The organism is Bauldia sp., from assembly GCF_020442045.1.
In the GTDB taxonomy this organism is placed as follows: Bacteria; Pseudomonadota; Alphaproteobacteria; order Rhizobiales; family Kaistiaceae; genus Bauldia.
Genome location: NZ_JAGRLA010000034.1, coordinates 26,589 through 48,640, shown reverse-complemented (window position 1 = coordinate 48,640; position 22,052 = coordinate 26,589). Strand labels below are relative to the sequence as shown.

Here is a 22,052-nt window from a genome sequence, read left to right as displayed (position 1 = left end):
GTCGTTTCTCTCCGTGATCGGGCGCTGATGGCCCCTGCGAATGGGCATATCCGTAAAGGGGAACCGATGGGAAGCCAAACTCTTAGACGATCGCAGACGCCACGCGAGACGAAATTTCGTTCTCAAGCGAGCCGCGCGCGCGAAATCAATCCTTCGCCTGGATGCGCATCCGCTGGAACTGGGCCGGTGCTTGCCGGGGGCGCGAACTGATCTGGCGCGAATTGACGCCGAACCATGCGATCTCGCCACACAAGCGGCCGTACTCGATCTTGGGGCACCGATCCATGATAACGGTCAGCCCCGCCGCTTCGGCCTTGGCGGCAGCGGCGTCATTGCGGACACTGAGCTGCATCCAGATCACGCGCGGCAGGGGATAGAGCTTCAGCGCCTCGTCGACGATCCCCTCCGCCGCTTCCGAGCGCCGGAAGATCTCGACCATGTCGATCGGTTCGGGAATATCAGCGAGTTTGGCATAGACCGTCTGCCCCAGCAGCGTCTTGCCGGCATGCCCGGGATTGACCGGGATGACGTGGAAGCCCTGCAACAGCAGGTATTTCAGCACCAGATAGGCGGGCCGGGCGGGATTCGGTGTCGCGCCAACCATCGCAATCGTCTTCACCGACCGCAGGATGGACAGGATCAGATCGTCGGAATAGGTCAGCGGTTCGGGCGCGGTTTCCATGAGACCGGGGAGGTTGGGAGGACGGCTGATCCTCGGGAAGGCAGGGACCGGGCACATTGATAGGCGGCGCGGCGCGACTTCTTACGGTATCATTGTACCGTTTCCATATCGGCCTGAAATAATTGCATTTTTCGCCACTGAAAGGCCTTGACGGAGCTTCGTCCGACGACTAGAAGCTCCATCGAAATCGCGCCACCGGCGCGGCTGCCATCTTGCACGGACATGATCCATGAAGACTTATTCCGCCAAACCCGCGGAAGTCGAGAAGAAATGGGTGTTGATCGACGCCGAGAACGCCGTTGTCGGCCGTCTCGCGGCGCTCGTCGCCCGCCGGCTTCGCGGCAAGCATCTGCCGACCTACACACCTCACGTCGATTGCGGCGACAATGTCGTCGTCATCAATGCTGGCCGGGTGGCTCTCACCGGGCGCAAGCATGAGGACAAGCTCTACCACTGGCACACCGGACATCCCGGCGGCATCAAGCAGCGGACCGCGCGTCAGATCCTCGAGGGCAAGTTCCCGGAGCGGGTCGTCGAGAAGGCGGTCCAGCGGATGATGCCCGAAGGCCCCCTCGCCCGGCGCCAGCTCAAGAATCTCCGCGTCTATGCGGGCTCCGAGCATCCGCACGAGGCCCAGCAGCCGGAGAAGATCGATATCGGCGCGATGAGCGCCAAGAATGTAAGGACCGCCTGACCATGGCAGCTGATCTGCAGTCCCTCCAGGACCTCGCCCCGGCGGAGGAGCCGGCCGCGCCGGTCCATGTCCAGAAGCTCGACGGCTATGGTCGCGCCTATGCCACCGGCAAGCGCAAGGACGCCGTTGCCCGCGTCTGGCTCAGCCCCGGTGCCGGCCGCATCATCGTCAACAACAAGGACTTCACCGAGTTCTTCGCCCGCCCGGTGCTTCAGATGATCGTCCAGCAGCCGATCGTCCATGCCGACCGCGCCGGCCAGTTCGACATCAAGGCGACCGTCTCCGGCGGCGGATTGTCCGGCCAGGCCGGCGCGCTTCGTCACGGCATCTCGAAGGCGCTGACCTACTACGAGCCCGAGCTGCGCAGCCAGCTCAAGAAGGCCGGCTTCCTGACCCGCGACTCCCGCGTCGTCGAGCGAAAGAAATACGGCAAGGCGAAGGCCCGCCGCTCGTTCCAGTTCTCCAAGCGCTGATCTTTCCGGCGCGGATTTCGGAACCAAGGGGCGGGCCCACCGGCGCGCCCCTTTTTCTATTGTCGTCTTGAATTGCCGCAGGTCATTCGACCGCCATGGACATGACGCCGAAAATCAGGGAACTGCTCGGTCTGCGCGGTATCGGCGCGGCCAGCCGGCGCGCCGCGCGCAAGCTCGACTTCATCGGCATCGGCGCGCAGAAGACCGGGACGACCACGCTCCACCAGCTGCTTGCCCTCCATCCCCAGATCGAGATGTATCGGCGGAAGGAGCTGCACTGGTTCGAGAAGGACGACCGGTTCGGTCCCGACCACCGGCCGCTGTCCGGCGACTATGACGACCTCCATCGCCATTTCTATTTCGACCGGCAGATCACCGGCGAGATCACGCCGGTCTACATCTACTGGCGTCACGCGGTCGAAAGGATCCAGGCCTACAATCCCGACATCCGCATCTTCGTGCTTTTGCGGAGCCCGGTGCGGCGGGCTTATTCGCAATGGGGCCACTACGTCCGCAAGAGCCGGCGGCCCAAGTTCCGCAACCTCCATATCGGGCCGTTCCAGAAGCGGCTGCGGCGGGAAATGAAGGCGATGGGGCGCAATCCCGACTACCAGAACGTCCGGCGCTCGCATATCGGCCGCAGCCTCTATGCTGAGCAGATCCGCCGGGTGAAGGCATTGTTTCCCCCGGAGCAGCTCCTCTTCGTCAAGTCAGAGGAGTTCTTCGCCGACCAGCTCGGCGTGACGGACCAGGTTTGCCGTTTCCTCGGCGTCGCGCCGCTGTCGGAATTTGCCCGTCCCGCCCCGATCCACGATAACGTCGGCGTCGTTCCCCCGATCGGCCTCGAGGACTGGAACGCGGCCTACCAATATCTCAGCGCCGATATCGACGCGGTGGAGCGTGAGCTCGGCTGGGATTGTTCTGACTGGCGGCAGCCGCCTGCTTCGGCAGTAGGCGAGAACCCCGAAAAGGCGAGGCGGATATGAACGATCCGATCCGGCCGCGGCCAACGGACAATGCCTTCCTTGGCGATCTCAGGGGCGGCAGCCACGAGCCGACCTACGGCGGCGCGCTGTCCTTTATGCGGCGGCGCTATTCGCGCGATCTCGCCGGCATCGACGCCGTCGTCTGGGGCATCCCCTTCGACACCGCCGTATCCAACCGGCCGGGGTGTCGCTTCGGGCCTCAGGCGATCCGGCGGGCTTCCGCGATCTTCGACGGCGATCCGCAGCACCCCTTCGGCTTCGATCCCTTCGAAACGCTCGCGGTCGTCGACTATGGCGATTGCGCTTTCGACTATGGAAAGCCGGCCGACATTCCCGGCCAGATCGAGGCCCAGGCGGCGGAGATCGTCGCAAGCGGCGCTCAGCTCGTGTCGCTCGGCGGCGATCATTTCGCCACCTATCCGCTGCTCAAGGCGCACGCCGCGCGGTACGGCCAAATGGCGCTGATCCAGTTCGATGCCCATCAGGACACCTGGCCCGACGACGGCGACCGGATCGACCATGGAACCTTCGTCGGCCGCGCGGTGCGCGAGGGCCTGATCGACCCGTCGCACTCGATCCAGGTCGGCATCAGAACGGTCGCGCCGGAAGATTGCGGCATTGAACTCGTCTCCGCCGAAGCGCTTGACGCCATCGGCGTCGCCGGGGTCCTCGATCGTATCCGCAATCGCGTCGGCGATCACCCTGTCTATTGCACCTTCGACATCGACTGCCTCGATCCGGCCTTCGCGCCGGGAACCGGCACCCCGGTCGCCGGAGGATTGTCGAGCCGCGAGGCCCTTGCCCTCCTCCGGGGCCTGGGCACGACGGGCATTGATCTTGTCGGGGCCGACGTCGTCGAGGTTGCGCCGCCCTATGACCATGCCGACATCACAGCCATTGCCGGCGCGACGGTCGCCATGTTCTACCTCGGCCTGCTGGCGGAGCGGCGACGAAGCTAGGCACTGATGATTTTCGCCTAGCTTTGGAACCAGGGAGATTTTTCATGTCCAAGGGAATCAGGATTGGGGTGCTCGGCGCCTCGGGTTACACCGGCTCGGACCTCGTCCGGCTCGCTCTCGCGCATCCGGCGATGGAGATCGCGGCCTTGACCGCCAACAGCCAGGCCGGCAAGGCGATGGCCGAGGTCTTCCCGCAATTCGGCTTCGTCGATCTGCCCGGCCTCACCACCATCGAAGAGGCCGACTGGTCGATGGTCGATGCCGTCTTCTGCGGCCTTCCGCACGGCACCACCCAGGAGATCGCCAAGTCGGTGCTGGCCGAGCATCCCGGCATCAAGTTCATCGACATGTCCGCGGACTTCCGGCTGCGCGACCCGGACGTCTACAGGACCTGGTACGGCCATGAGCATCTGGCGATGGATCTGCAGGCCGAAGCCGTCTACGGCCTGACTGAGCACTATCGCACGGCGATCCGGGATGCCCGGCTGGTCGCCTGCCCCGGCTGCTATCCGACCGCGACGCTGCTGTCGCTCATTCCCCTCGTCGCGGCCGGTCTTGTCGATGCGAGCGACATCGTCGTCGACGCCAAGTCCGGGGTGACCGGCGCCGGCCGCAGCCTGAAGCAGAACATCCTGTTCAGCGAGGCGGGCGAAGGTCTCTCTCCCTATTCCGTCGGCAAGCATCGGCACGCCCCCGAGATCGAACAGGAAGTCTCCAGGGTCGCGGGCGAGAACGTAACCGTCTCCTTCACCCCGCACCTCATCCCGATGAGCCGGGGCGAGCTTTGCACTTCGTACCTCCGGATGACCGGCTCGACCACCGCCGACGACCTTCGCGCCGCCTTCGTCGATGCCTATCGCGACGAGCCCTTCGTGCATGTCGCGCCGGCCGGGGTCCTGCCGCAGACCCAGAACGTCCGCGGTTCGAACCACTGCCAGATCGGCGTCGTCGCCGATCGCGCACCCGGCCGCGCCATCGTCATCTCGGTGATCGACAACCTGGTGAAGGGATCGGCCGGCCAGGCTGTCCAGAATTTCAACCTGATGTACGGCATCGAGGAGACCACCGGCCTGATGCAGCAGGCGCTGTTCCCCTGATCGAGGCAGCGGCCGCAACGCTACCGGCGAGGCGAAACCGATTGGATTTCAGCCGGTTGGAGTCGCCTCCGGAATCGATTTGTCAGGCTTCAGGAAACCGACATCTCGACCGCGCCGAGACCGGAGATCGATGCCGTGACCCGGTCCCCGCGGTCGAGCCACCTGGTTTCGACGAGGCTGCCGGTCAGCACGATTTCGCCCCGACTGAGCGGCTTGCCGCGCGCCGCCGAGCTGTTCGCGAGCCACGCCAGCGCATTCAGCGGGTGACCCATCACGTCGCTGCCGCGCCCCCGGCCGACTTCGGTTCCGTTGATCGTCGTCACGCCGACGATGCCGGCCGCTTCGCCGATTGAGGCGGACGGCTCTCCCAGCACACAGCCCGCCGCGAAGAAGTCGTCCGCGATGAGGGTTGGCGTGTCGGTCCTGCGCCAGTCGGCATAGCGATCGTCGACGATCTCGATCGCCGGAATGAACGCCTCGACCGCATCGCTGAGGCTCTCTGCGGAAAACGGCATCGCCGCGGGCAGCAGGTCCCGCGCAAGCCACACCGCTATCTCGCATTCGATGCCGACGCGGAGATAGTCCCCGGCGTCGAGCGCGACGCCGCTGCGGTGGACACCCCCCTCGAAGACACCGCCGGCGCACGGATTGGGAATGCCGAGATAATTCTGCATCACCGGCGTCGTACATCCGATCTTCCGGCCGACCCGTCGACCGATCGGCGTCGTCCTCAGCCTGTCATGCACCGCATCCTGGATCGCGTAGGCTTCCGCCTCGTCCTGCGGCCGGATCGCCTCCTCCAGCAGCGCGAGCGGCTGGCGCGCCGTTCGCGCCGCGGAGATCACCCCGGCGGCAGCCGCGATACGATTCATCGCTCTACGCCTCCACCGGGACTCGCGCCGCCGTCCCCTCGCCTGCCGGCAGCATCGCCCGCAGGTTGGTGACGGCATGGGCGAGGACCACGATCGCACCGAACTGGTGGACCAGCGCCAGCCAGATCGGAACGGCGGCGAGGAGGTTGGCGATCCCGAGGGCCGCCTGGATCGTCACCAGGATCGCCAATGTCATCGCCCGCCGCGAATAGGCGGTGCCCCGGGTCTGCCAGGCATGCGCCAGCGCGGCAGCAAAGACGACGTAGCCGACGATGCGATGATCGAATTGCACCGTCAGCGCGTTCTCGAACAGGTTTCGCCACCACGGTTCCTGGAACAGGAGACCGTCCGGAATGAAAGCACCCCGCATCAGCGGCCACGTATCGGATGCGAGCCCGGCGTCGAGCCCCGCAACGAGCCCGCCAAGGAATATCTGCAGGAAGACGAGAGCGAGCAACACGACGCCCATCGTCCTGACCGCCGGCGGTGCGGTGTCACGCCGGAAACGCAGACCGACCGCGACCCACAGCACATAGGCGAAGATCGCGCAGGCAAGCGTCAGATGGGCGGCAAGCCGGTACTGGCTGACATCGGTTCGCTCGACCAGCCCGCTCGACACCATCCACCAGCCGACGGCGCCTTGCAGTCCGCCCAGCACGAAGATGCCCGCCAGGCGCGGCGCGAGCTTCCATCCGATCCGCCCGGTCGCCCAGAACCACACCAGCGGCACGATGAAGACGATGCCGATGAACCGCCCGAGGAAACGATGCGCCCATTCCCACCAGAAGATCGACTTGAAGTCCGAGAGGCTCATCCCCTTGTTGATCAACTGGTATTCGGGGATTTGCTGGTACTTGGCGAATTCCTCCTGCCACTGAGCTTCGTTCAGCGGCGGGATCACGCCGTGGATCGGCTGCCATTCGGTGATCGACAGGCCTGAATCCGTCAGCCGGGTCGCTCCGCCGACGAGGACCATCAGGACGATCAGCCCCGCGATCGCGAACAGCCACCACCGCACCGGCGCCAGACTGCGCGTCGGCGGAATATTTGCCGCGGCCGATATGCTTGCCATGCTTGTGCTCCCGGAGCCTTCGATATAGGCCTCGGGCGAATGCGGCAACCGGTGACACGGGGTCGCGGCAATACGGACCAGTGGAATGCGGCGGCGAACCAGAAAACTGATCGGAACCGTGACGCTGATGCTCTTCGTGCCGTTTTATGCCTTGGTGGCGATGTCGGTCGCGAGCGCGCGGCTCGCCGACGCATCGGTCCTCGGGCAGACGGTCTTCTTCGTGATCGCCGGCCTGATCTGGCTGGTCCCGGCGGGCGCCATCATCTGGTGGATGGAGCGCCCCGAAAGCCCGCGTTAGGCCGCCTCGCCCTGCTTCTCTTCCACGCGATCTTCCTCGTCGCCGGCCTTCTCGTCTTCCGCGCCGGCAGCCGGCTCCTCCCGCTCCTCGACCGGATCGACGATCAACAGCATGATCGCCGCCGACGAGGCCGCCGTGATCCGGTCGAATGCGCGGGTCGTCCGCGAGTCGCCCGGTCCGTATTCGCTGACCACAACCGCCGCATCGGCGGTCGGCCCGAGGACATCGATCAGGTCGTCGGTCGCGTCCATGACAATGTGGTCATACGTCTCCTCCAATGCGCCGAGCACCGTCGCCAGCCGTTCGCTGTCGAGCGCCTCCGGTGTCAGCGGTCGATGGCCATGCGGGATGAAATGGGCGCGCGAGCGGCGATCCCGGAGGACTGACTGGCCAAAGGATACGTCGCCGGCGAAGAGATCGGTGAAGCCGGGAGCGTCCGCCCCCCCGCACATCGCGGCACCGTTCGCGCCGTCGCCGCGAAAATCGATCAAAACTGCCCGGCGGTCGGCCCGCGCCAATGCCCGGACGAGAGCCGCCGCCGCGAGCGGACGCCCGCTGGCGTCCGATTCCTCTGCCAGCGTCACCAATATCCGATGCCGCCGGCCCATGGTGATCTCCCCGGAAATCCGGGACAGCGAGGGTTCCGTTTCCGGCGGGGCAAGGACGGGCTCGGCCGGCGCCGTCCTGCCAATGACGTGATCGTCGACGTATCGCGCCGGGACCAGAGGCGTAGCATCCGGCATGGCCGGCAGGGGTTCCGCGATCATCACCCTGCGCATCGGCCGCCCGCTCGACAATTCGCGGATCAACACGAAGGCGATCGCCAGCAGCAGCGCCGCGACCGTCACCGCCGCCGTCATCGGAACGGTCTTCGGGAAATCCGGCTCGCCCGCAACAATCGCGCTCGAGACAATCCGCGCATCCGCGGGCAGATAGTCCCCGTTCTGGCGCCCCACCGCCTCGCGATACCGCAACAGGTATGTGTCAAGCAACGCGCGCTGGGCGGTGGCTTCCCGCTCCAGCGCCCTGAGTTCGACCTCGGCATCGCCGGCATTTGCCACCGTCGTCTTCAGCGCGGTCAGTCGTTGGTCGATCTCCGCCAATCGAGCGGTCGACATCGCGACCTCCGCCTCGAGCGCGTCGACGATCTTGCTCGCTTCCGAGGCAACCTGGGAATTGAGGTCCGCGAGCTGCGCATTGAGCTCGCGCATCCGCGGATGACCGGGAAGCAGCGTCGCCGAAAGCTCGGCGATCTGGGCGCGCAGATTCACCTGCTGCTCGACCAGGCGCTGGATAAGCTGGGAGTTGAGCACTTCAGTGATATTCGGCACCGTCCCGCTTTTCAGGCTAGCCCTGATCTGGGCCGCCTTCGTCTCGGCGTCCGCCTTCGCCGCGCTGATCCGCACCCGTTCGGAATTGAGGTCAGCGAGTGTCTGCTGGTTGAGCGTGGTCGGCGCCTCGCCGGCGCTTGTCGTGAAGAGGTCATTCTGGGACCGAAAATCGCTGACCGCCGCTTCCGACGCAGCGACCTTCTGCCGAAGGTCGCCGATTTGGGATTGCAGCCACTGCGTCGCATCCTCGTTGGTGTCGCGCTTCGCCGCCTTCTGCAACGCGAGATACTCGGCAGCGATCATATTGGCGCCCCGCGCCGCGATTTGCGGATCGGTCGACGAGAAACTGATGGTGATGACCCGGGAGTCGGCGATCGCCTGGACCTGCAGGTTCTTGTAATACTCGCCCAGCACCCGCTCCTCGACCGACGAATCCGATGGGCTCTTGGCAAGGCCGAGATCGACGAGCATCGCGTTGACGAAGGACTCGTCCTTGATCGCCTTCTGGTATTCCGGCAGCGCTTCGAGATCGAGCTTGGATGCGACGATCTTCGCCAGATCGCCGGACCGGATCAGCTGCACCTGGCTCGCCACCGCCTCCCGGTCGAGCACAGTGGTCGTCTCCGGCGTCGACGCCGAACGGGTCAGGTCGGATCCGCCGGCCTCGATCAGGACGGTCGTCTCGCTCTTGTAGACCGGCGTCATCGACGAAAGCAGGACAAACGTTCCGCCACCGGCAAGCAGCAGGAAGAGCAGGATGAAAGGCAGCGCCCTGACCAGCGACATGAACAATGCGCGGACGTCGATTTCGACGTCGGTTGCAGCGGGCATGCTGGAGCCGGTCATGTCGGGGAACTCACGCTTCTCATTGGTCCTTCATTTATCTTGCTCATCGTAATGACATCGTTAACGATACAAAGCCACTCCCACTACTCTTAAGGTTAAGATCGGTTAATATTTAAAGTTGGCCGTGAGATACTTGCCTGGAAAAACGGCAGGTCTTTACGCCACATTAACCATACCGGCCGGATGATCGCTTCATTGATCGACCCCGAGAGCCGTCCCGCAGATGCATTCCAGAAGCAGTTCCAGCCAGAAACCCGCAGGTTTTCACCATCGTGGATGGCTTTCGACGCGTTTGCCCGCTGATCCGGCGCTCACCAGCCACCCGGTCCCGTGCGTTGCCGCCCTCCCCCCGCGCGAGTGCTCTCTTTGATCGACCTGAAACGGCCGCGCCGCAATTCCCGGGGTCAGGACGAGAGCGATTTCGATGAGCGGCGGACCCTGGCGGATTGTCCATTTCTTTCGCGCGCCGGTCGGCGGCCTTTTTCGCCACGTCCGGGATCTTGCCGAAGCGCAACAGGACGCGGGTCACGCCGTCGGCGTCATCTGCGATGCGACGATTGGCAGCACCATGGAGGAGCATGCGCTCGACGCCATCGCTCCCCATCTGTCGCTCGGCCTCACGCGCATCCCGATGCCGCGGCAGATCAGGCCGTCGGACATTGCCGCGACCTGGCGCGCATTGCGCGAGGTACGCAGACTGAATCCCGATATCCTGCATGGTCACGGCGCCAAGGGCGGCGTGTATGCGCGGACGATCGGCACGCTCTTGCGGGCATCTGGTTTTCGCGTAGCCCGCATTTACTCTCCCCACGGAGGCAGCCTCCACTTTGACCGGAATTCGCTTGGAGGCCGCGCCTATCTCGCGGCCGAAAGCGTTCTCCGGCGCATGACGGACGCCTTTGTCTTCGTCAGCCGGTTCGAGGCCGACACCTACACGAGCAAGGTCGGATCACCGGGCAGGCTTGCAGTCGTCGTCCCCAACGGCCTGCGCGCGGAGGAATTCGATCCGGTCGATCCCGCGCCGGACGCCGCGGACTTCCTCTTCATAGGGGCATTGCGCGACCTGAAGGGGCCGGATGTCTTCATCGAGGCGCTGGCCGAAATAGAACGAACCGGCAAGGCCACGCCCACCGCCTTGATCGTCGGCGACGGCCCCGACGAGCCACGGTACCGTCAGATGGTGGGTGACCTCGGCCTCTCCGAAGCAGTCGCCTTTCGCGAACCGATGCCCGCCCGCCGGGCCTTCCGCCATGCGCGGGGCGTGATAGTACCGTCGCGGGCCGAGTCCATGCCCTACATCGTCCTCGAAACGATCGCGGCGGGCATGCCGCTCGTAGCGACACGCGTCGGCGGAATCCCCGAGATTTTCGGGCCGGAGGCGGAAAGGTTGGTGCCGCCCGGCGACGCCCCGGCGCTGGCCGCCGCGATGGCCCGGCTGCGCGACGATCCCGCGACCGTCAAGGCGGACAGCGAACGGCTTCGCGATTCCGTCCGCGCACGCTTCTCGGTCAGCGCCATGGCGGCCGCCGTCGCCGAGGTATATCAGGCGGTAACCATACCAAAAGAATAAGCCACGCCGCGGCGGTGCGGTTACCCCAAATTGGCAAACTTCAATGCAAGCTCGTGTCGCTGGGCGTGCGTATTCCCGCGCGCCGGAATTGCGTCAACGAAGCGATCATGAACCAGCAAGTTCCCGAAAAGAAGATTACAGCCGAAACGGTCGTCACCTCGCCCCCGCCTGCCTTCCAGGCCCAATCCACCGAACCGAGTCTCAGCCTTGAGGCGGAGATGGCGGCCGAAGCGCTCGCCGGTCATTCCATCTCGCGCGTCGTCGTCGCGGGGACGGTCCGCCTGATCGATCTCGCCCTGGTCCTGGTCACCGGCCTGGCGATCCACCTGCTTTACGTGGAATCCGCGGCGACGCTTGCATGGTGGTACGTCGCCGCCATTCCCGGCACCGCCCTCGTCTTCATCACGACGATGCAGCTGGCCGGCGCCTACTCCATTCCCGCGATGCGCCGGGTCGGATTCCAGACAGGTCGGCTCCTCGCCTGCTGGCTGCTGGTCTTCGGACTGATGACCTCGGTGGTCTTTCTCGCGAAGCTCGGCGAGGAATTCTCCCGCGTCTGGTTCGCGGCATGGTTCGTCGTCGGCCTGATCGCGCTCCTCGTCTTCAGGATGGCGCTTGCATCCTTCGTCAACCGCTGGGCCGGAGAGGGACTCCTCGAAAGGCGCGCGGTGATCGTCGGCGGTGGCGAAAGGGCGGAGGCGCTGATCCGCGCGCTCGAGGCCCAGGGCGATGACGACATTCACATCTGCGGTATCTTTGACGATCGTGGTGACGACCGTTCACCCCAGTCGGTCGCCGGCTACCGCAAGCTCGGAACGATCAGCGAGCTCGTCGCCTTCGGCCGGAAGGCCAAGATCGACTTGCTGATCGTCACCCTGCCGATCACCGCGGAAAGCCGGGTTCTGCAGCTTCTCAAGAAGCTGTGGGTCCTTCCGGTGGACATCCGCCTGGCGGCGCACACCAACGGGCTGCGCTTTCGTCCCCGGACCTATTCCTTCGTCGGCAGGATTCCGTTTCTCGATGTCGCCGACAAGCCGATCGCCGACTGGGATGTCGTGGCCAAATGGCTGTTCGACCACCTTGTCGGCGGACTGATCCTCCTCCTCGCCGCACCTTTCATGCTGCTGGTTGCCCTTGCGGTTCGGCTCGACAGCCGCGGTCCCATCCTCTTCAAGCAGCGCCGTTACGGTTTCAACAACGAACTGATCGAGGTCTACAAATTCCGTTCGATGTACACGGAAGCGACGGACGCCACCGCCAACAAGCTGGTGACCCGTGACGACCCGAGGGTGACCCGGGTCGGTCGCTTCATCCGTCGCACGAGCCTCGACGAATTGCCCCAGCTCTTCAATGTCGTCTTCAAGGGCGACCTGTCGCTTGTCGGCCCCCGCCCGCATGCGGTCCAGGCCAAGGCGTCCGAGCGCCTCTACGGCGATGTCGTCGACGGCTATTTCGCGCGCCATCGGGTCAAGCCGGGCATTACCGGCTGGGCGCAGATCAACGGCTGGCGGGGCGAAACCGATACCGAGGAGAAGCTCCGGCATCGCGTCGAGCACGACCTTTACTACATCGAAAACTGGTCGGTCCTGTTCGATTTTTACATCGTGCTGATGACGCCCTTCCGCATGCTGAGCTCGGAGAATGCGTATTGAGCATTGGCGCGGCGGACGGCAGCCTTGCCCATGGCGACTGGAACTGGGCGTTCGGACGCAAGGTCGGCGACTGGACGCTTGCCCTGGTCGTGTTTCTCGGCGCCTTCGTCATTGCCGAGCCCGCCCCCTATGAGCTCTTCCTGTCGCCGGTGCTTGTCATCTGGGCTGTCTTCGGATTCAGGCTCAACCGCTACCTGCTGCCGCTGATCGTCCTCTTGGCCATCTATATTGCCGGCGGGTTCCTCGCCCTGACCCAGAAGGCTGAACCGGTCTCCCAGCTCCTCTATGTCGTCGTCACCTTCTTTCTGGCGCTCTCCGCGATCTTCTTCGCCGCAATCATCTCGGAAGCGCCGGAGCGCCGCCTCCGGATCATCCGCCGCGCCTATATCGCCTCGGCCTTTGTCGCCGCGCTGCTTGCCGTCCTCGGCTATTTCCACCTGATTCCCGGCAGCGACGCCTTCCTGCTCTACGATCGCGCCAAAGGCCCCTTCCAGGATCCGAACGTTTTCGCGCCGTATCTGGTGCTGCCGATCGTCCTGCTCTACCGCGACATACTGACCGAGCCGCTCCACCGCTCCTGGTGGAAGGCGGCCATCCTGCTCCTGCTGCTGCTTGGGATCTTTCTCGCCTTCTCCCGCGCGGCATGGGGAATGACGGTCTTTGCCGGCCTGATGATCACGGTGGTGAGCTACATCACCAGCAGCCGGGGCACGCCGCGGCTGCGCATCGTCTCGCTCTTCGCGGCCGGCGTCTTCGTGGTGGCGCTGATGGTCATGGTCGCGCTCACCGTACCCGACATCAACCAGCTCTTCGTCGATCGCGGCACCACGCTCCTCGAGGATTACGACGCCGGGCCCTACGGTCGTTTCGGGCGCCACCTCCAGGGCCTATACCTGATCGTGCAGCATCCCCTCGGGCTCGGGCCCTTCTCGTTCGCCTACCTGCTCGGCGGCGACGAGCACAACATGTGGATCAAGGGCTTCACGACTTACGGCTGGATCGGCGGCTTTGCCTATATCGCCCTTGCGATCTGGACACTGGTCGCGGCGACCCCGCTGATCTTCAAGCCACGTCCGTGGCAGGCGATCATCCAGTGCACCTACGTTGTCTTCGTCGGTCACCTCCTGATCCACAACGTGATCGACAACGACCACTGGCGGCATGTCTTTCTGATATACGGCATGTTGTGGGGAGGCATCGCCGCCGAGAAGCTCGCGGTGCGGAGCGAACGACTCCGGGCCACCACCCTCGTCCCGGCAGCGCACGGCCGGTTGCCGGAAATGTCGCGTCCCGCCTAGGTCGACCGGTCGGACGTTTTCTGCGGGCGCTGCTGCCGCAGGCTGCCGGGGCCGCAAAAGGCCGTCTGCAGCGCATCGATCATCAGCAGCACCTCAGGTCTGGCGATCCGATAATAGACGCTTGTTCCTTCGCGTCGCGACTCGACCAGACCATCTGCCCTCAGTCGCATGAGCTGCTGCGACATCGGCACCTGGTCGATGCCACCAAGCTCGCAACGCAGTTCCGCAACCGTCTTCTCGCCCGAGCCCAGGGCGCAGAGCGCAAGAAGCCGCTGCGGGTGCGACAGGCTCCGCATCAGGTCGGCGGCATCTTCGGCCGCCGGGATCATGTCTTCTACATTCATATTCTTGAAATTATAATATTTGAATGTTATGTGCAAGACACTCGAACTTGGAACGGGTCTTTTTCGAGGTCGCGCAACACCCGGACCCGGGGAGCGCCTTCGAATTAACGGAAAGGGAGATCGCCATGTCGCGCATCGTTGTTCTGGGCGCCGGTCTTGGAGGCGTCATTATGGCCTACGAAATGAAGGAGAAGGCGGGCCCGAATGACGAGGTCACCGTCGTCAATCTCGGCAACACCTATTCCTTCGTCCCGTCCAATCCATGGGTCGCCGTCGGCTGGCGTGACCGCAAGGACATCAGTGTCGATCTTACCGCGATCTTCGACAAGCGCGGCATTGAATTGCGCCCCGAAGGCGCCCGGCGCGTGGTTCCGGAAGAAAACCGCATCGAGCTGAATGACGGCTCGTCGATCGACTACGACTATCTGATCCTCGCCACCGGTCCCGAGCTCGCCTTCGACGAAATCGAGGGGCTCGGGCCCGACGCCAACACGCAGTCGGTCTGCCATATCGACCACGCCGAGAAGGCGAAAGACGCCTTCGAGCAACTGGTCAGGGCGCCCGGCCCGGTCGTCATCGGCGCAGTCCAGGGAGCGTCCTGCTTCGGTCCGGCCTACGAATTCGCCTTCATCGTCGAGACAGCGCTCCGCCGCGCCCGCAAGCGCGACCAGGTTCCGATGACCTTCGTCACCCCCGAACCCTATATCGGCCACCTCGGTCTCGACGGCGTCGGCGACACCAAGGGATTGCTCGAGAGTGCCATGCGCGAGCGCCACATCAAGTGGATCACCAACGCCAGGGTGACCAGGGTCGAGCCGGGCAAGATGTTCGTCGAGGAGGTCGACGAAAGCGGCGCGACCAGGGCGGAGCACGAGCTGCCCTTCGCCTATTCGATGATGCTGCCGGCTTTCCGCGGCGTCCCCGCCGTGGCGGGCATCGAGGGTCTCACCAACCCCCGTGGCTTCGTTACCATCGACAAGTACCAGCGCAACGCCAGGTTCCCCAACGTCTTCGGCATCGGCGTCGGTGTCGCCATCCCGCCGGTCGGCCAGACGCCGCTTCCCGTCGGTGTCCCGAAGACCGGCTTCATGATCGAGTCGATGGTCACCGCGACGGCTGCCAACATCGCCGCGCTTCTTCGTGGCGAACAGCCGGGCGCGGTGGCGACCTGGAACGCGGTCTGTCTCGCCGATTTCGGGGACGAGGGCATAGCCTTCGTCGCCCAGCCGCAAATCCCGCCCCGCAACGTCAACTGGTCGTCGTCGGGCAAGTGGGTCCATGCCGCCAAGGTGGGCTTCGAGAAATACTTCCTGCGCAAGGTCCGCCAGGGCAAGGCCGACACCGTCTACGAGAACCTCGTCCTCGATGTGCTCGGCATCAAGAAGCTCAAGGAAATCCACATCGAGCCCGCCGGGTAGCCGGCCGCGGGCAGATTGAATGTGAAGGAAATCACAGCATGAATATTGATCGCGCCGTATTTGCTTTCGCCGGATTCACGATCCTGGTGTCGGTGGCCCTCGGTTATTTCACGTCCGCCTATTGGTTTGCGCTCACCGTTTTCGTCGGCGCGAATCTGATCCAGTCTGCCTTTACCGGCTTTTGTCCGGCGGCGATTGTCTTCCGCAAGGCCGGTCTGGATCCCGGCCCGGCATTCAACTGACCAAGGCAGCCCGCCACAGCGACCTGGGAGCAATTGGAATGTCAGGGACAAGAGCGGCGATCGTCGCCCTGTTGGTCACTACCGGCCTGCCGGCAACGGCGTCATCGGCCGAGTTCGTTGTCTCGCCGGCCGTCGTCAACGAAACCAAGGCGGTGTTCGGCAAGGTGGAGAGTCGCGACTCGGTGCCCGCCCGGGCGCGCCTCGGTGGCACCGTCCGGGAAATCCGGGTCGATGAAGGCAGCGAGGTCGCCAAGGGCGATGTCATCGCGGTCATCGTCGACGACAAGATCGCGCTCCAGGAACAGGCAGCGGACGCCAAGATCCTCGCCCTCGAGTCGCAGCTCAAGAATGCCAGGACCGACCTTGACCGCGCCGAAAAGCTGCTCACCAGCGGCTCGACGACCCAGGCACGGGTCGACCAGGCCCGGACCCAGGTCGAGGTCCTGACCAACCAGCTGGCGGCCGCGGAAGCCGATCGCGCGGTCATTGCCGCCCAGGCCGCCGAGGGCAGTGTCGCCGCCCCGGCGTCCGGCCGCGTGCTTCGCGTCCCGGTCACCCAGGGTTCCGTCGTCCTGCCGGGTGAGGAAATCGCGCTGGTCGCCGGCGGCGGCTACTTCCTTCGCCTCGCGCTTCCCGAACGCCATGCCGCCGAGATCGTCGTCGGGTCACCGGTTCTGGTCGGCGACCGTCCGAGCGCGGCCAATGGCCCCGGAACCATCGAGACCGCCGAAACCGGCGAGCTCGTCAAGGTCTATCCCCAGATCGAGGAAGGCCGGGTGGATGCCGATGTCGAGGTCGATGGACTTGGCGATTTCTTCGTCGGCGAACGCACGCTTGTCTGGATCCCCGTCGGCAAGCGCACCGTGCTTTCCGTCCCGCCGGAGGCGATCGTCACACGCCACGGCGTCGACTATGTCCGCATCATCGGCAAAGACGGTGAGATGGAGGTCGCGGTCATCCTCGGCGAATCGTTCAGGGACGACGGTGAAGATCGGATCGAGGTCCTGACCGGGTTGAAATCAGGCGATCGGGTCGTCGTTCCATGAATCTCGGAATCGCCGGCCGGCTGACGGCGTCCTTCATCAATTCGCCGCTGACGCCGCTTCTCCTCCTCGCTTCCCTGGCCCTGGGCCTCGTCGCGCTGGTGACGCTGCCGCGCGAGGAGGAGCCGCAGATTTCGGTGCCGATGGTGGACATTCACGTCCGCGCCGACGGGTTGCGGGCGGAGGATGCGGTCAAGCTGGTCACCGAGCCCCTGGAAACGATCGTCAAGAGCATCGACGGCGTCGAGCACGTCTATTCCCAGACCAACGACGACCAGGTCATGGTCACGGCGCGGTTCCTGGTCGGCACCAGCTCCGATGCAGCGATCCTGCGTGTCCATGACAAGGTTCGGGCGAATATCGACAGGATTCCCGTCGGCGTTCCCGAGCCGCTGATCGTCGGGCGCGGCATCGACGACGTGGCGATCGTTGTCGTCACGCTGACGCCCAGGCCCGAGGCCGCCGAACGGTGGGACGCCAACGGCCTCACCCGCCTCGCTCGCGAGCTTCAGGTCGAGGTGGCCAAGCTCCCCGACATCGGCCTGACCTACATCGTCGGCTCGCAACCCGAGGAAATCCGGCTCGAACCGGACCCGGAGCGACTCTCTCTCTACGGCATCACGCTGCAGCAGTTGACGGCCAAGGTTGAGGGCGCCAACCGGTCGTTCCCCGCCGGCAGGATTCGCGATGGCGGCGAACAGCTCGACCTGGTCGCCGGCGAGACGCTCCAGACCATGCCCGAGATCGGCAACCTGCTGCTGACCGCCCGTGACGGCCGGCCCGTCTATGTGCGGGATGTCGCGGACGTCACCCTCGTCACGGATACCAGGGAAATCCGGGTCTCCGAAGTGCGCCGGGGCGACAGCGGCTTGGAGCGGATTCCCGCTGTCTCGCTCGCCATCGCCAAGCGGCCCGGAACCAACGCTGTCGTGATCGCCGAGGAGATCGTCGATCGCCTGGAGGCGGTCAGCGGCCAGATTTTCCCGGAAGACGTCGAGATGACCGTCACCCGGAACTATGGCGAGACCGCCAACGAGAAGGCGAACGAGCTGCTCTTCCACCTCGGCCTCGCCACGGTCTCGATCGTCATCCTCGTGGCTTTCGCGATCGGCTGGCGCGAGGCCATCGTCGTCGCGGTGGTCATCCCGACGACCATCCTCCTCACCCTCTTCGCCGCTCGCATCATGGGCTATACGCTGAACCGCGTCAGCCTCTTCGCCCTGATCTTCTCGATCGGCATCCTCGTCGACGACGCGATCGTCGTCATCGAGAATATCGCGCGCCACTGGGCCATGGACGACGACCGCTCGCGCATGCACGCCGCGATCGACGCGGTCGCCGAGGTCGGCAATCCGACAATCGTCGCGACCCTGACCGTGGTCGCCGCTCTCCTGCCGATGCTGTTCGTATCCGGCCTCATGGGTCCCTACATGAGCCCGATTCCGGCGATCGCTTCCGCCGCGATGCTGTTCTCCTTCTTCGTCGCGGTCATGCTGACACCCTGGCTGATGGTTCGTTTCGGCCGCCACGGTGCCCACGGTCATCACGAAAAGGGCGGTCTCCTCGGCCGCTTCTACACCGCGGTCGCCAGGCCGATCCTCAAGAACCGCTTCCGGTCGTGGCTCTTCCTCGGCATCGTCGGGATTCTGACGGTGGGCTCCCTGGCGCTGTTCTACACCCAGGACGTCACGGTCAAGCTGCTCCCCTTCGACAACAAGACCGATCTCCAGGTGGTCGTCGATCTCCCGGAAGGGTCCTCCGTCGAAGACACCGACCGCGTGCTTCGGGATGCCACCACATTGCTCGCCGGCGTTCCCGAGGTCGTCTCTTTCCAGACCTATGCGGGGACCGCTGCTCCTTTCAATTTCAACGGCCTCGTCCGGCACTATTACGTGCGCACGATGCCGTGGCAGGGCGACGTTCAGGTCAACCTCCTGCCGAAGGGAGAACGCGACCGCACCAGCCACGAGGTCGCCCTCGACATGCGCGAACGTCTCGCCGCGCTCGACATGCCGGAGGGCACGTCGGTGAAGGTCGTCGAACCGCCTCCCGGTCCGCCGGTCCTGTCGACGCTGCTGGCCGAGGTCTATGGGCCCGACGCCGAGACCCGTCGGGCGGTCGCCGCCAAGATCCGCGAAGCCTTCGAGAGCGTCCCCTTCGTCGTCGACGTCGACGATTCCTATGGCACGCCGGCCGAGCGGCTGGGGATCGTCATCGACCAGGACAATCTCGAATACTACCGGGTCGAACAGGGCGACGTTTACCAGACGATCCAGTCCTTCTACGGCGACCAGACGGTCGGCTATTCCCATCGCGGCGGCGAGCGTCAGCCGATTCCGATCACGATCGGACTGTCGAAGGGTAACCGGGTGCTCGACGAGAAGGCGCTGTCGACGCCGGTCCCGGCCAACGCGCTGCCCGGAGACCGCGGCATCGTCGAGCTCGGCGACGTGGTTCACGTCGCCCGCGGCAAGGCCTCCTACCCGATCTTCCGCCACAACGGCCGGACCGCGGAGATGGTCACCGGCGAGCTCGCGGGTGCCTTCGAGGCGCCTGTCTACGGCATGATCGCGGTCGCCCGCGCCATCGACGAAGCCGATTGGGGCGACCTGCCGAAGCCGGCGATCTCGCTGCATGGCCAGCCCGATGACGAAGCCGCCCCGACCCTGTTGTGGGACGGCGAATGGGAGGTCACCTGGGTTACCTTCCGCGACATGGGGGCCGCCTTCATGGTCGCCATCCTCGGCATCTACATCCTCGTCGTCGCCCAGTTCGGTTCCTTCAAGGTGCCGCTGGTCATCCTGACGCCCATCCCGCTGACCTTCATCGGTATCCTGATCGGCCACTGGCTGTTCGCGGCTCCGTTCACCGCGACCTCGATGATCGGCTTCATCGCGCTTGCCGGCATCATCGTCCGCAACTCGATCCTGCTTGTCGACTTCATCCGTCACTCGCGCTCTCCGGATCGCCTCCTGAAAGACGTCCTGCTCGAGGCCGGTGCCATCCGCTTCAAGCCGATCCTGCTCACCGCCCTCGCGGCGATGATCGGCGCGGCGGTGATCCTGGCGGACCCGATCTTCCAGGGCCTGGCGATCTCCCTGCTCTTCGGCCTCGCGTCGTCGACGGCGCTGACCATCCTCGTCATTCCGGCAATCTACGTTGCCCTGCGCAGCGGACCACGGCACAATCCGGCGGCATACAAGCCGGCGGAGGACTGATCGGCCGCCTGCGGGGAGAGGGCTGAAAGCGCATGGCGATCCGCGCCTATGTCTTCGACGCCTACGGCACGCTTTTCGACGTCCACGCGGCGGTGCGTCGCCACGCGGCCGCGATCGGCCCGGAGAGCCAGCGCCTTTCCGACATCTGGCGCACCAAGCAGCTCGAATATACCTGGGTCCGCTCGCTGATGGGACGGTACCGGGATTTCTGGTCGCTGACCGAGGAAGCTCTCGACCATGCGATCGCCGCCGCGGCGCCGGGCGCGGCGCCACTGCGGGCGCAACTTCTCGATGCCTACCGGGAACTCGACGCTTACCCGGAGGTCCGCGGCGTGCTGACCCGACTGAAAGACGGCGCGAGCCTCGCGATCCTGTCCAACGGCTCGCCTGATATGCTTGACGCCGCCGTCGCGTCGGCCGGCATCGGCGACCTTCTCGACGCCGTGATCTCGGTGGATGATATCGGCGTCTTCAAGACCGCGCCGGCCGTCTACGATCTGGTCGGCGAGCGCCTTGGCGTCGGCCCGGAGGAGGTCTCCTTCCAGTCGTCCAACCGCTGGGATATCGCGGGGGCCGTCGCCTACGGCTTTCGCGCCGCGTGGATCAATCGCAGCGGCCAGCCGGACGAATACCCCGACCTCGCCCCGGCCCTTGTGCTCCCCTCCCTGGAAGGCCTGGCCGGCTGACTCCGCTGCACCCACCCCGCCATCCTGAGGCGCCCGGCAAAGCCGGGCCTCGAAGGACGCACGAACCGCCCCGTCCCACCCTGTCATCCCCGGCGAGGCCCGTCTCCCGCCTGTCATCCCCGGCGAGGCCCGAAGGGCCGAGGGAAGGGGATCCAGTCGACACCGCCAGCGCAGAACGAGCCCGGACATCGGTTACTGGATGCCCGCCTCCGCGGCATGACAGAAAGCGTTTCCCGGCAAGGCGCGCCACTCAGGACCCGAGCGCCAACAAATCCGCGCAGACGTCTTGGATTCCTGCGTCCTTCGAGGCTCGCTTCGCTCACACCTCAGGATGGCAGAGAAAGGCGCCCGTCCCCGGACAGAATCACCGATCTCCCTCCCCCGCCATCCTGAGGTGCTCCCCCGGCCTCAGGCCGGGGGAGCCTCGAAGGACGCGATGTCCATGAGAAGCCAGGTGACGAGCGATCGAAGCGAGACTCAAACCGCCAGGTAATTCGCCCTCAGCTCGGCATTGTCGAGCACATGATCGGCGTCACCCGAGAACACCACCTCGCCCATGTCGAGGATCACCGCGCGATCGGCGAGCTGCAGGGCCGCGATGGCGTTCTGTTCGACGATCACCGTCGTGATCCCCTCCTCCTTGATGCCGGCGACGATCCGCTCGATCTCCTGGACGATGACCGGCGCAAGGCCCTCATACGGCTCGTCGAGCAGCAGGAGCTTGATGTCGCGCGCCAGCGCCCGGGCGACGGCGAGCATCTGCTGCTCCCCGCCGGAGAGCGTCGTCGCTTCCTGCTTCCGCCGTTCCGCGAGACGCGGAAAATGCTCGTAGATGCGCTCGATCGACCAGCCGAGCGGCGGCGCGACCTGCGACAGCACGAGGTTCTCCTCGACCGAGAGCCCGCCGATGATCCGCCGGTCCTCCGGCACCAGCTGGATGCCGGCCTGGGCCGCCTCGTAGGATTTCAGCGGGTGGATCGCCTTGCCGCCGAGATGGATCTCCCCGCTCTTCAGCGACGGACTATCCATCCGGGCGATGGTCCTCAGCGTCGAGGACTTGCCGGCGCCGTTGCGTCCGAGCAGTGCGAGGATCTCGCCTTCCTTGATGTCGAATGAGACGCCCTGGACGATGTAGCTCTCACCGTAATAGGACTCGATATTCCGGCACGAGAAGAACGCATCAACGGTCTCGCCCGCCACGGCCGCGGGAGCGGCTGCTTCGGAAGCCGCCTGCTCGGCCATCCCGAGCGGCGCAGCGATATCGGCCGTCA

The 22,052-nt window shown here is 65.2% G+C and carries 20 protein-coding genes; 14 read left to right on the top strand and 6 right to left on the bottom strand.

Going from position 1 to position 22,052, the window contains the following annotated elements:
* Positions 1-145 precede the first annotated feature (145 nt).
* The gene (locus tag KDJ86_RS04125) at positions 146-682 is read right to left on the bottom strand and encodes a CoA-binding protein (RefSeq protein WP_291743296.1); all 537 of its coding nucleotides are present in this window, start codon (positions 680-682) and stop codon (positions 146-148) included.
* Positions 683-911: 229 nt separating this feature from the next.
* Here KDJ86_RS04125 and rplM point away from each other — a divergent pair, with 229 nt between their 5' ends.
* The 5 genes from rplM (at position 912) to argC (ending at position 4,891) form a co-directional block, all read left to right on the top strand.
* Positions 912-1,376 (top strand): 50S ribosomal protein L13, encoded by a 465-nt coding sequence (rplM, locus tag KDJ86_RS04120; protein WP_291743293.1) that lies wholly within the window; start codon positions 912-914, stop codon positions 1,374-1,376.
* A 2-nt stretch (positions 1,377-1,378) separates the two neighbouring features.
* Positions 1,379-1,849 (top strand): 30S ribosomal protein S9, encoded by a 471-nt coding sequence (rpsI, locus tag KDJ86_RS04115; protein WP_291743290.1) that lies wholly within the window; start codon positions 1,379-1,381, stop codon positions 1,847-1,849.
* Between the two features lie 101 nt (positions 1,850-1,950).
* Positions 1,951-2,835, top strand: coding sequence for a sulfotransferase family protein (locus tag KDJ86_RS04110; RefSeq protein WP_291743288.1), 885 nt, complete (start codon positions 1,951-1,953; stop codon positions 2,833-2,835).
* On the top strand, positions 2,832-3,794 hold the full coding sequence (gene speB / locus KDJ86_RS04105) for an agmatinase (RefSeq protein WP_291743285.1): 963 nt from the start codon (positions 2,832-2,834) through the stop codon (positions 3,792-3,794). The genes KDJ86_RS04110 and speB overlap by 4 nt, the downstream gene beginning before the upstream one ends.
* 44 nt (positions 3,795-3,838) lie before the next feature.
* A complete protein-coding gene (argC, locus tag KDJ86_RS04100) occupies positions 3,839-4,891 on the top strand; it encodes an N-acetyl-gamma-glutamyl-phosphate reductase (protein WP_291743279.1) in 1,053 nt (350 codons plus the stop codon).
* 89 nt (positions 4,892-4,980) lie between these two features.
* Here argC and KDJ86_RS04095 read toward each other — a convergent pair whose 3' ends face one another.
* On the bottom strand, positions 4,981-5,763 hold the full coding sequence (locus KDJ86_RS04095; RefSeq protein ID WP_291743278.1) for a 2-keto-4-pentenoate hydratase: 783 nt from the start codon (positions 5,761-5,763) through the stop codon (positions 4,981-4,983).
* 4 nt (positions 5,764-5,767) lie between these two features.
* Entirely contained in the window at positions 5,768-6,835 is a 1,068-nt protein-coding gene (locus KDJ86_RS04090; RefSeq protein WP_291743276.1) for a COX15/CtaA family protein, read from the bottom strand.
* An 85-nt stretch (positions 6,836-6,920) separates the two neighbouring features.
* Between KDJ86_RS04090 and KDJ86_RS04085 the strand changes: the two genes are divergently transcribed.
* The gene (locus KDJ86_RS04085) at positions 6,921-7,133 is read left to right on the top strand and encodes a DUF2842 domain-containing protein (protein WP_291743273.1); all 213 of its coding nucleotides are present in this window, start codon (positions 6,921-6,923) and stop codon (positions 7,131-7,133) included.
* On the opposite strand, the gene KDJ86_RS04080 is transcribed toward KDJ86_RS04085, so the two are convergent.
* Positions 7,130-9,310 carry a GumC family protein gene (locus KDJ86_RS04080; protein ID WP_291743272.1) on the bottom strand — a complete coding sequence of 727 codons (2,181 nt, stop codon included), beginning with the start codon at positions 9,308-9,310 and terminating at the stop codon, positions 7,130-7,132. The two genes, KDJ86_RS04085 and KDJ86_RS04080, sit on opposite strands and share 4 nt — an antisense overlap.
* 424 nt (positions 9,311-9,734) lie before the next feature.
* On the opposite strand from KDJ86_RS04080, the gene KDJ86_RS04075 reads away from it, so the two are divergent.
* The 3 genes from KDJ86_RS04075 (at position 9,735) to KDJ86_RS04065 (ending at position 13,830) form a co-directional block, all read left to right on the top strand.
* Positions 9,735-10,880 (top strand): glycosyltransferase family 4 protein, encoded by a 1,146-nt coding sequence (locus tag KDJ86_RS04075; RefSeq protein WP_291743270.1) that lies wholly within the window; start codon positions 9,735-9,737, stop codon positions 10,878-10,880.
* 107 nt (positions 10,881-10,987) lie between these two features.
* Positions 10,988-12,532: an undecaprenyl-phosphate glucose phosphotransferase gene (locus KDJ86_RS04070; protein WP_291743267.1), complete on the top strand. Its 1,545-nt coding sequence runs from the start codon at positions 10,988-10,990 to the stop codon at positions 12,530-12,532.
* Positions 12,529-13,830, top strand: a complete 1,302-nt coding sequence (locus tag KDJ86_RS04065; protein WP_291743264.1) for an O-antigen ligase family protein — start codon at positions 12,529-12,531, stop codon at positions 13,828-13,830. Before KDJ86_RS04070 ends, KDJ86_RS04065 begins: the two co-directional genes overlap by 4 nt.
* Here KDJ86_RS04065 and KDJ86_RS04060 read toward each other — a convergent pair.
* Positions 13,827-14,159, bottom strand: coding sequence for an ArsR/SmtB family transcription factor (locus KDJ86_RS04060; protein ID WP_291743261.1), 333 nt, complete (start codon positions 14,157-14,159; stop codon positions 13,827-13,829). The two genes, KDJ86_RS04065 and KDJ86_RS04060, sit on opposite strands and share 4 nt — an antisense overlap.
* A 140-nt stretch (positions 14,160-14,299) precedes the next feature.
* On the opposite strand from KDJ86_RS04060, the gene KDJ86_RS04055 reads away from it, so the two are divergent.
* The 5 genes from KDJ86_RS04055 to KDJ86_RS04035 are packed head-to-tail and all read left to right on the top strand — an operon-like array spanning position 14,300 to position 20,781.
* A complete protein-coding gene (locus KDJ86_RS04055; RefSeq protein WP_291743258.1) occupies positions 14,300-15,592 on the top strand; it encodes an NAD(P)/FAD-dependent oxidoreductase in 1,293 nt (430 codons plus the stop codon).
* A 38-nt stretch (positions 15,593-15,630) separates the two neighbouring features.
* Entirely contained in the window at positions 15,631-15,834 is a 204-nt protein-coding gene (locus KDJ86_RS04050; RefSeq protein ID WP_291743255.1) for a YgaP family membrane protein, read from the top strand.
* A gap of 38 nt (positions 15,835-15,872) precedes the next feature.
* Positions 15,873-16,880, top strand: coding sequence for an efflux RND transporter periplasmic adaptor subunit (locus tag KDJ86_RS04045; protein ID WP_291743252.1), 1,008 nt, complete (start codon positions 15,873-15,875; stop codon positions 16,878-16,880).
* Positions 16,877-20,095 carry an efflux RND transporter permease subunit gene (locus tag KDJ86_RS04040; protein ID WP_291743251.1) on the top strand — a complete coding sequence of 1,073 codons (3,219 nt, stop codon included), beginning with the start codon at positions 16,877-16,879 and terminating at the stop codon, positions 20,093-20,095. Before KDJ86_RS04045 ends, KDJ86_RS04040 begins: the two co-directional genes overlap by 4 nt.
* Positions 20,096-20,127: 32 nt before the next feature.
* Entirely contained in the window at positions 20,128-20,781 is a 654-nt protein-coding gene (locus KDJ86_RS04035; RefSeq protein ID WP_291743248.1) for a haloacid dehalogenase type II, read from the top strand.
* 477 nt (positions 20,782-21,258) lie between these two features.
* Here the strand turns inward: KDJ86_RS04035 and KDJ86_RS04030 are convergent, their stop codons facing one another.
* On the bottom strand, positions 21,259-22,023 hold the full coding sequence (locus KDJ86_RS04030) for an ABC transporter ATP-binding protein (RefSeq protein WP_521085254.1): 765 nt from the start codon (positions 22,021-22,023) through the stop codon (positions 21,259-21,261).
* Between the last annotated feature and the right edge of the window lie 29 nt (positions 22,024-22,052).

Bases quoted from the DNA above. Each gene is read 5' to 3' on its own strand.
- KDJ86_RS04075 (WP_291743270.1), top strand. From the start codon at position 9,735: ATGAGCGGCGGACCCTGGCGGATTGTCCATTTCTTTCGCGCGCCGGTC.
- rplM (WP_291743293.1), top strand. From the start codon at position 912: ATGAAGACTTATTCCGCCAAACCCGCGGAAGTCGAGAAGAAATGGGTG.
- KDJ86_RS04055 (WP_291743258.1), top strand. From the start codon at position 14,300: ATGTCGCGCATCGTTGTTCTGGGCGCCGGTCTTGGAGGCGTCATTATG.
- KDJ86_RS04080 (WP_291743272.1), bottom strand. From the start codon at position 9,310: ATGACCGGCTCCAGCATGCCCGCTGCAACCGACGTCGAAATCGACGTC.
- KDJ86_RS04125 (WP_291743296.1), bottom strand. From the start codon at position 682: ATGGAAACCGCGCCCGAACCGCTGACCTATTCCGACGATCTGATCCTG.
- KDJ86_RS04035 (WP_291743248.1), top strand. From the start codon at position 20,128: ATGGCGATCCGCGCCTATGTCTTCGACGCCTACGGCACGCTTTTCGAC.
- KDJ86_RS04030 (WP_521085254.1), bottom strand. From the start codon at position 22,023: ATGGCCGAGCAGGCGGCTTCCGAAGCAGCCGCTCCCGCGGCCGTGGCG.
- KDJ86_RS04070 (WP_291743267.1), top strand. From the start codon at position 10,988: ATGAACCAGCAAGTTCCCGAAAAGAAGATTACAGCCGAAACGGTCGTC.
- argC (WP_291743279.1), top strand. From the start codon at position 3,839: ATGTCCAAGGGAATCAGGATTGGGGTGCTCGGCGCCTCGGGTTACACC.
- KDJ86_RS04090 (WP_291743276.1), bottom strand. From the start codon at position 6,835: ATGGCAAGCATATCGGCCGCGGCAAATATTCCGCCGACGCGCAGTCTG.
- rpsI (WP_291743290.1), top strand. From the start codon at position 1,379: ATGGCAGCTGATCTGCAGTCCCTCCAGGACCTCGCCCCGGCGGAGGAG.
- KDJ86_RS04095 (WP_291743278.1), bottom strand. From the start codon at position 5,763: ATGAATCGTATCGCGGCTGCCGCCGGGGTGATCTCCGCGGCGCGAACG.
- KDJ86_RS04060 (WP_291743261.1), bottom strand. From the start codon at position 14,159: ATGATCCCGGCGGCCGAAGATGCCGCCGACCTGATGCGGAGCCTGTCG.
- KDJ86_RS04050 (WP_291743255.1), top strand. From the start codon at position 15,631: ATGAATATTGATCGCGCCGTATTTGCTTTCGCCGGATTCACGATCCTG.
- speB (WP_291743285.1), top strand. From the start codon at position 2,832: ATGAACGATCCGATCCGGCCGCGGCCAACGGACAATGCCTTCCTTGGC.
- KDJ86_RS04085 (WP_291743273.1), top strand. From the start codon at position 6,921: ATGCGGCGGCGAACCAGAAAACTGATCGGAACCGTGACGCTGATGCTC.
- KDJ86_RS04110 (WP_291743288.1), top strand. From the start codon at position 1,951: ATGACGCCGAAAATCAGGGAACTGCTCGGTCTGCGCGGTATCGGCGCG.
- KDJ86_RS04045 (WP_291743252.1), top strand. From the start codon at position 15,873: ATGTCAGGGACAAGAGCGGCGATCGTCGCCCTGTTGGTCACTACCGGC.
- KDJ86_RS04040 (WP_291743251.1), top strand. From the start codon at position 16,877: ATGAATCTCGGAATCGCCGGCCGGCTGACGGCGTCCTTCATCAATTCG.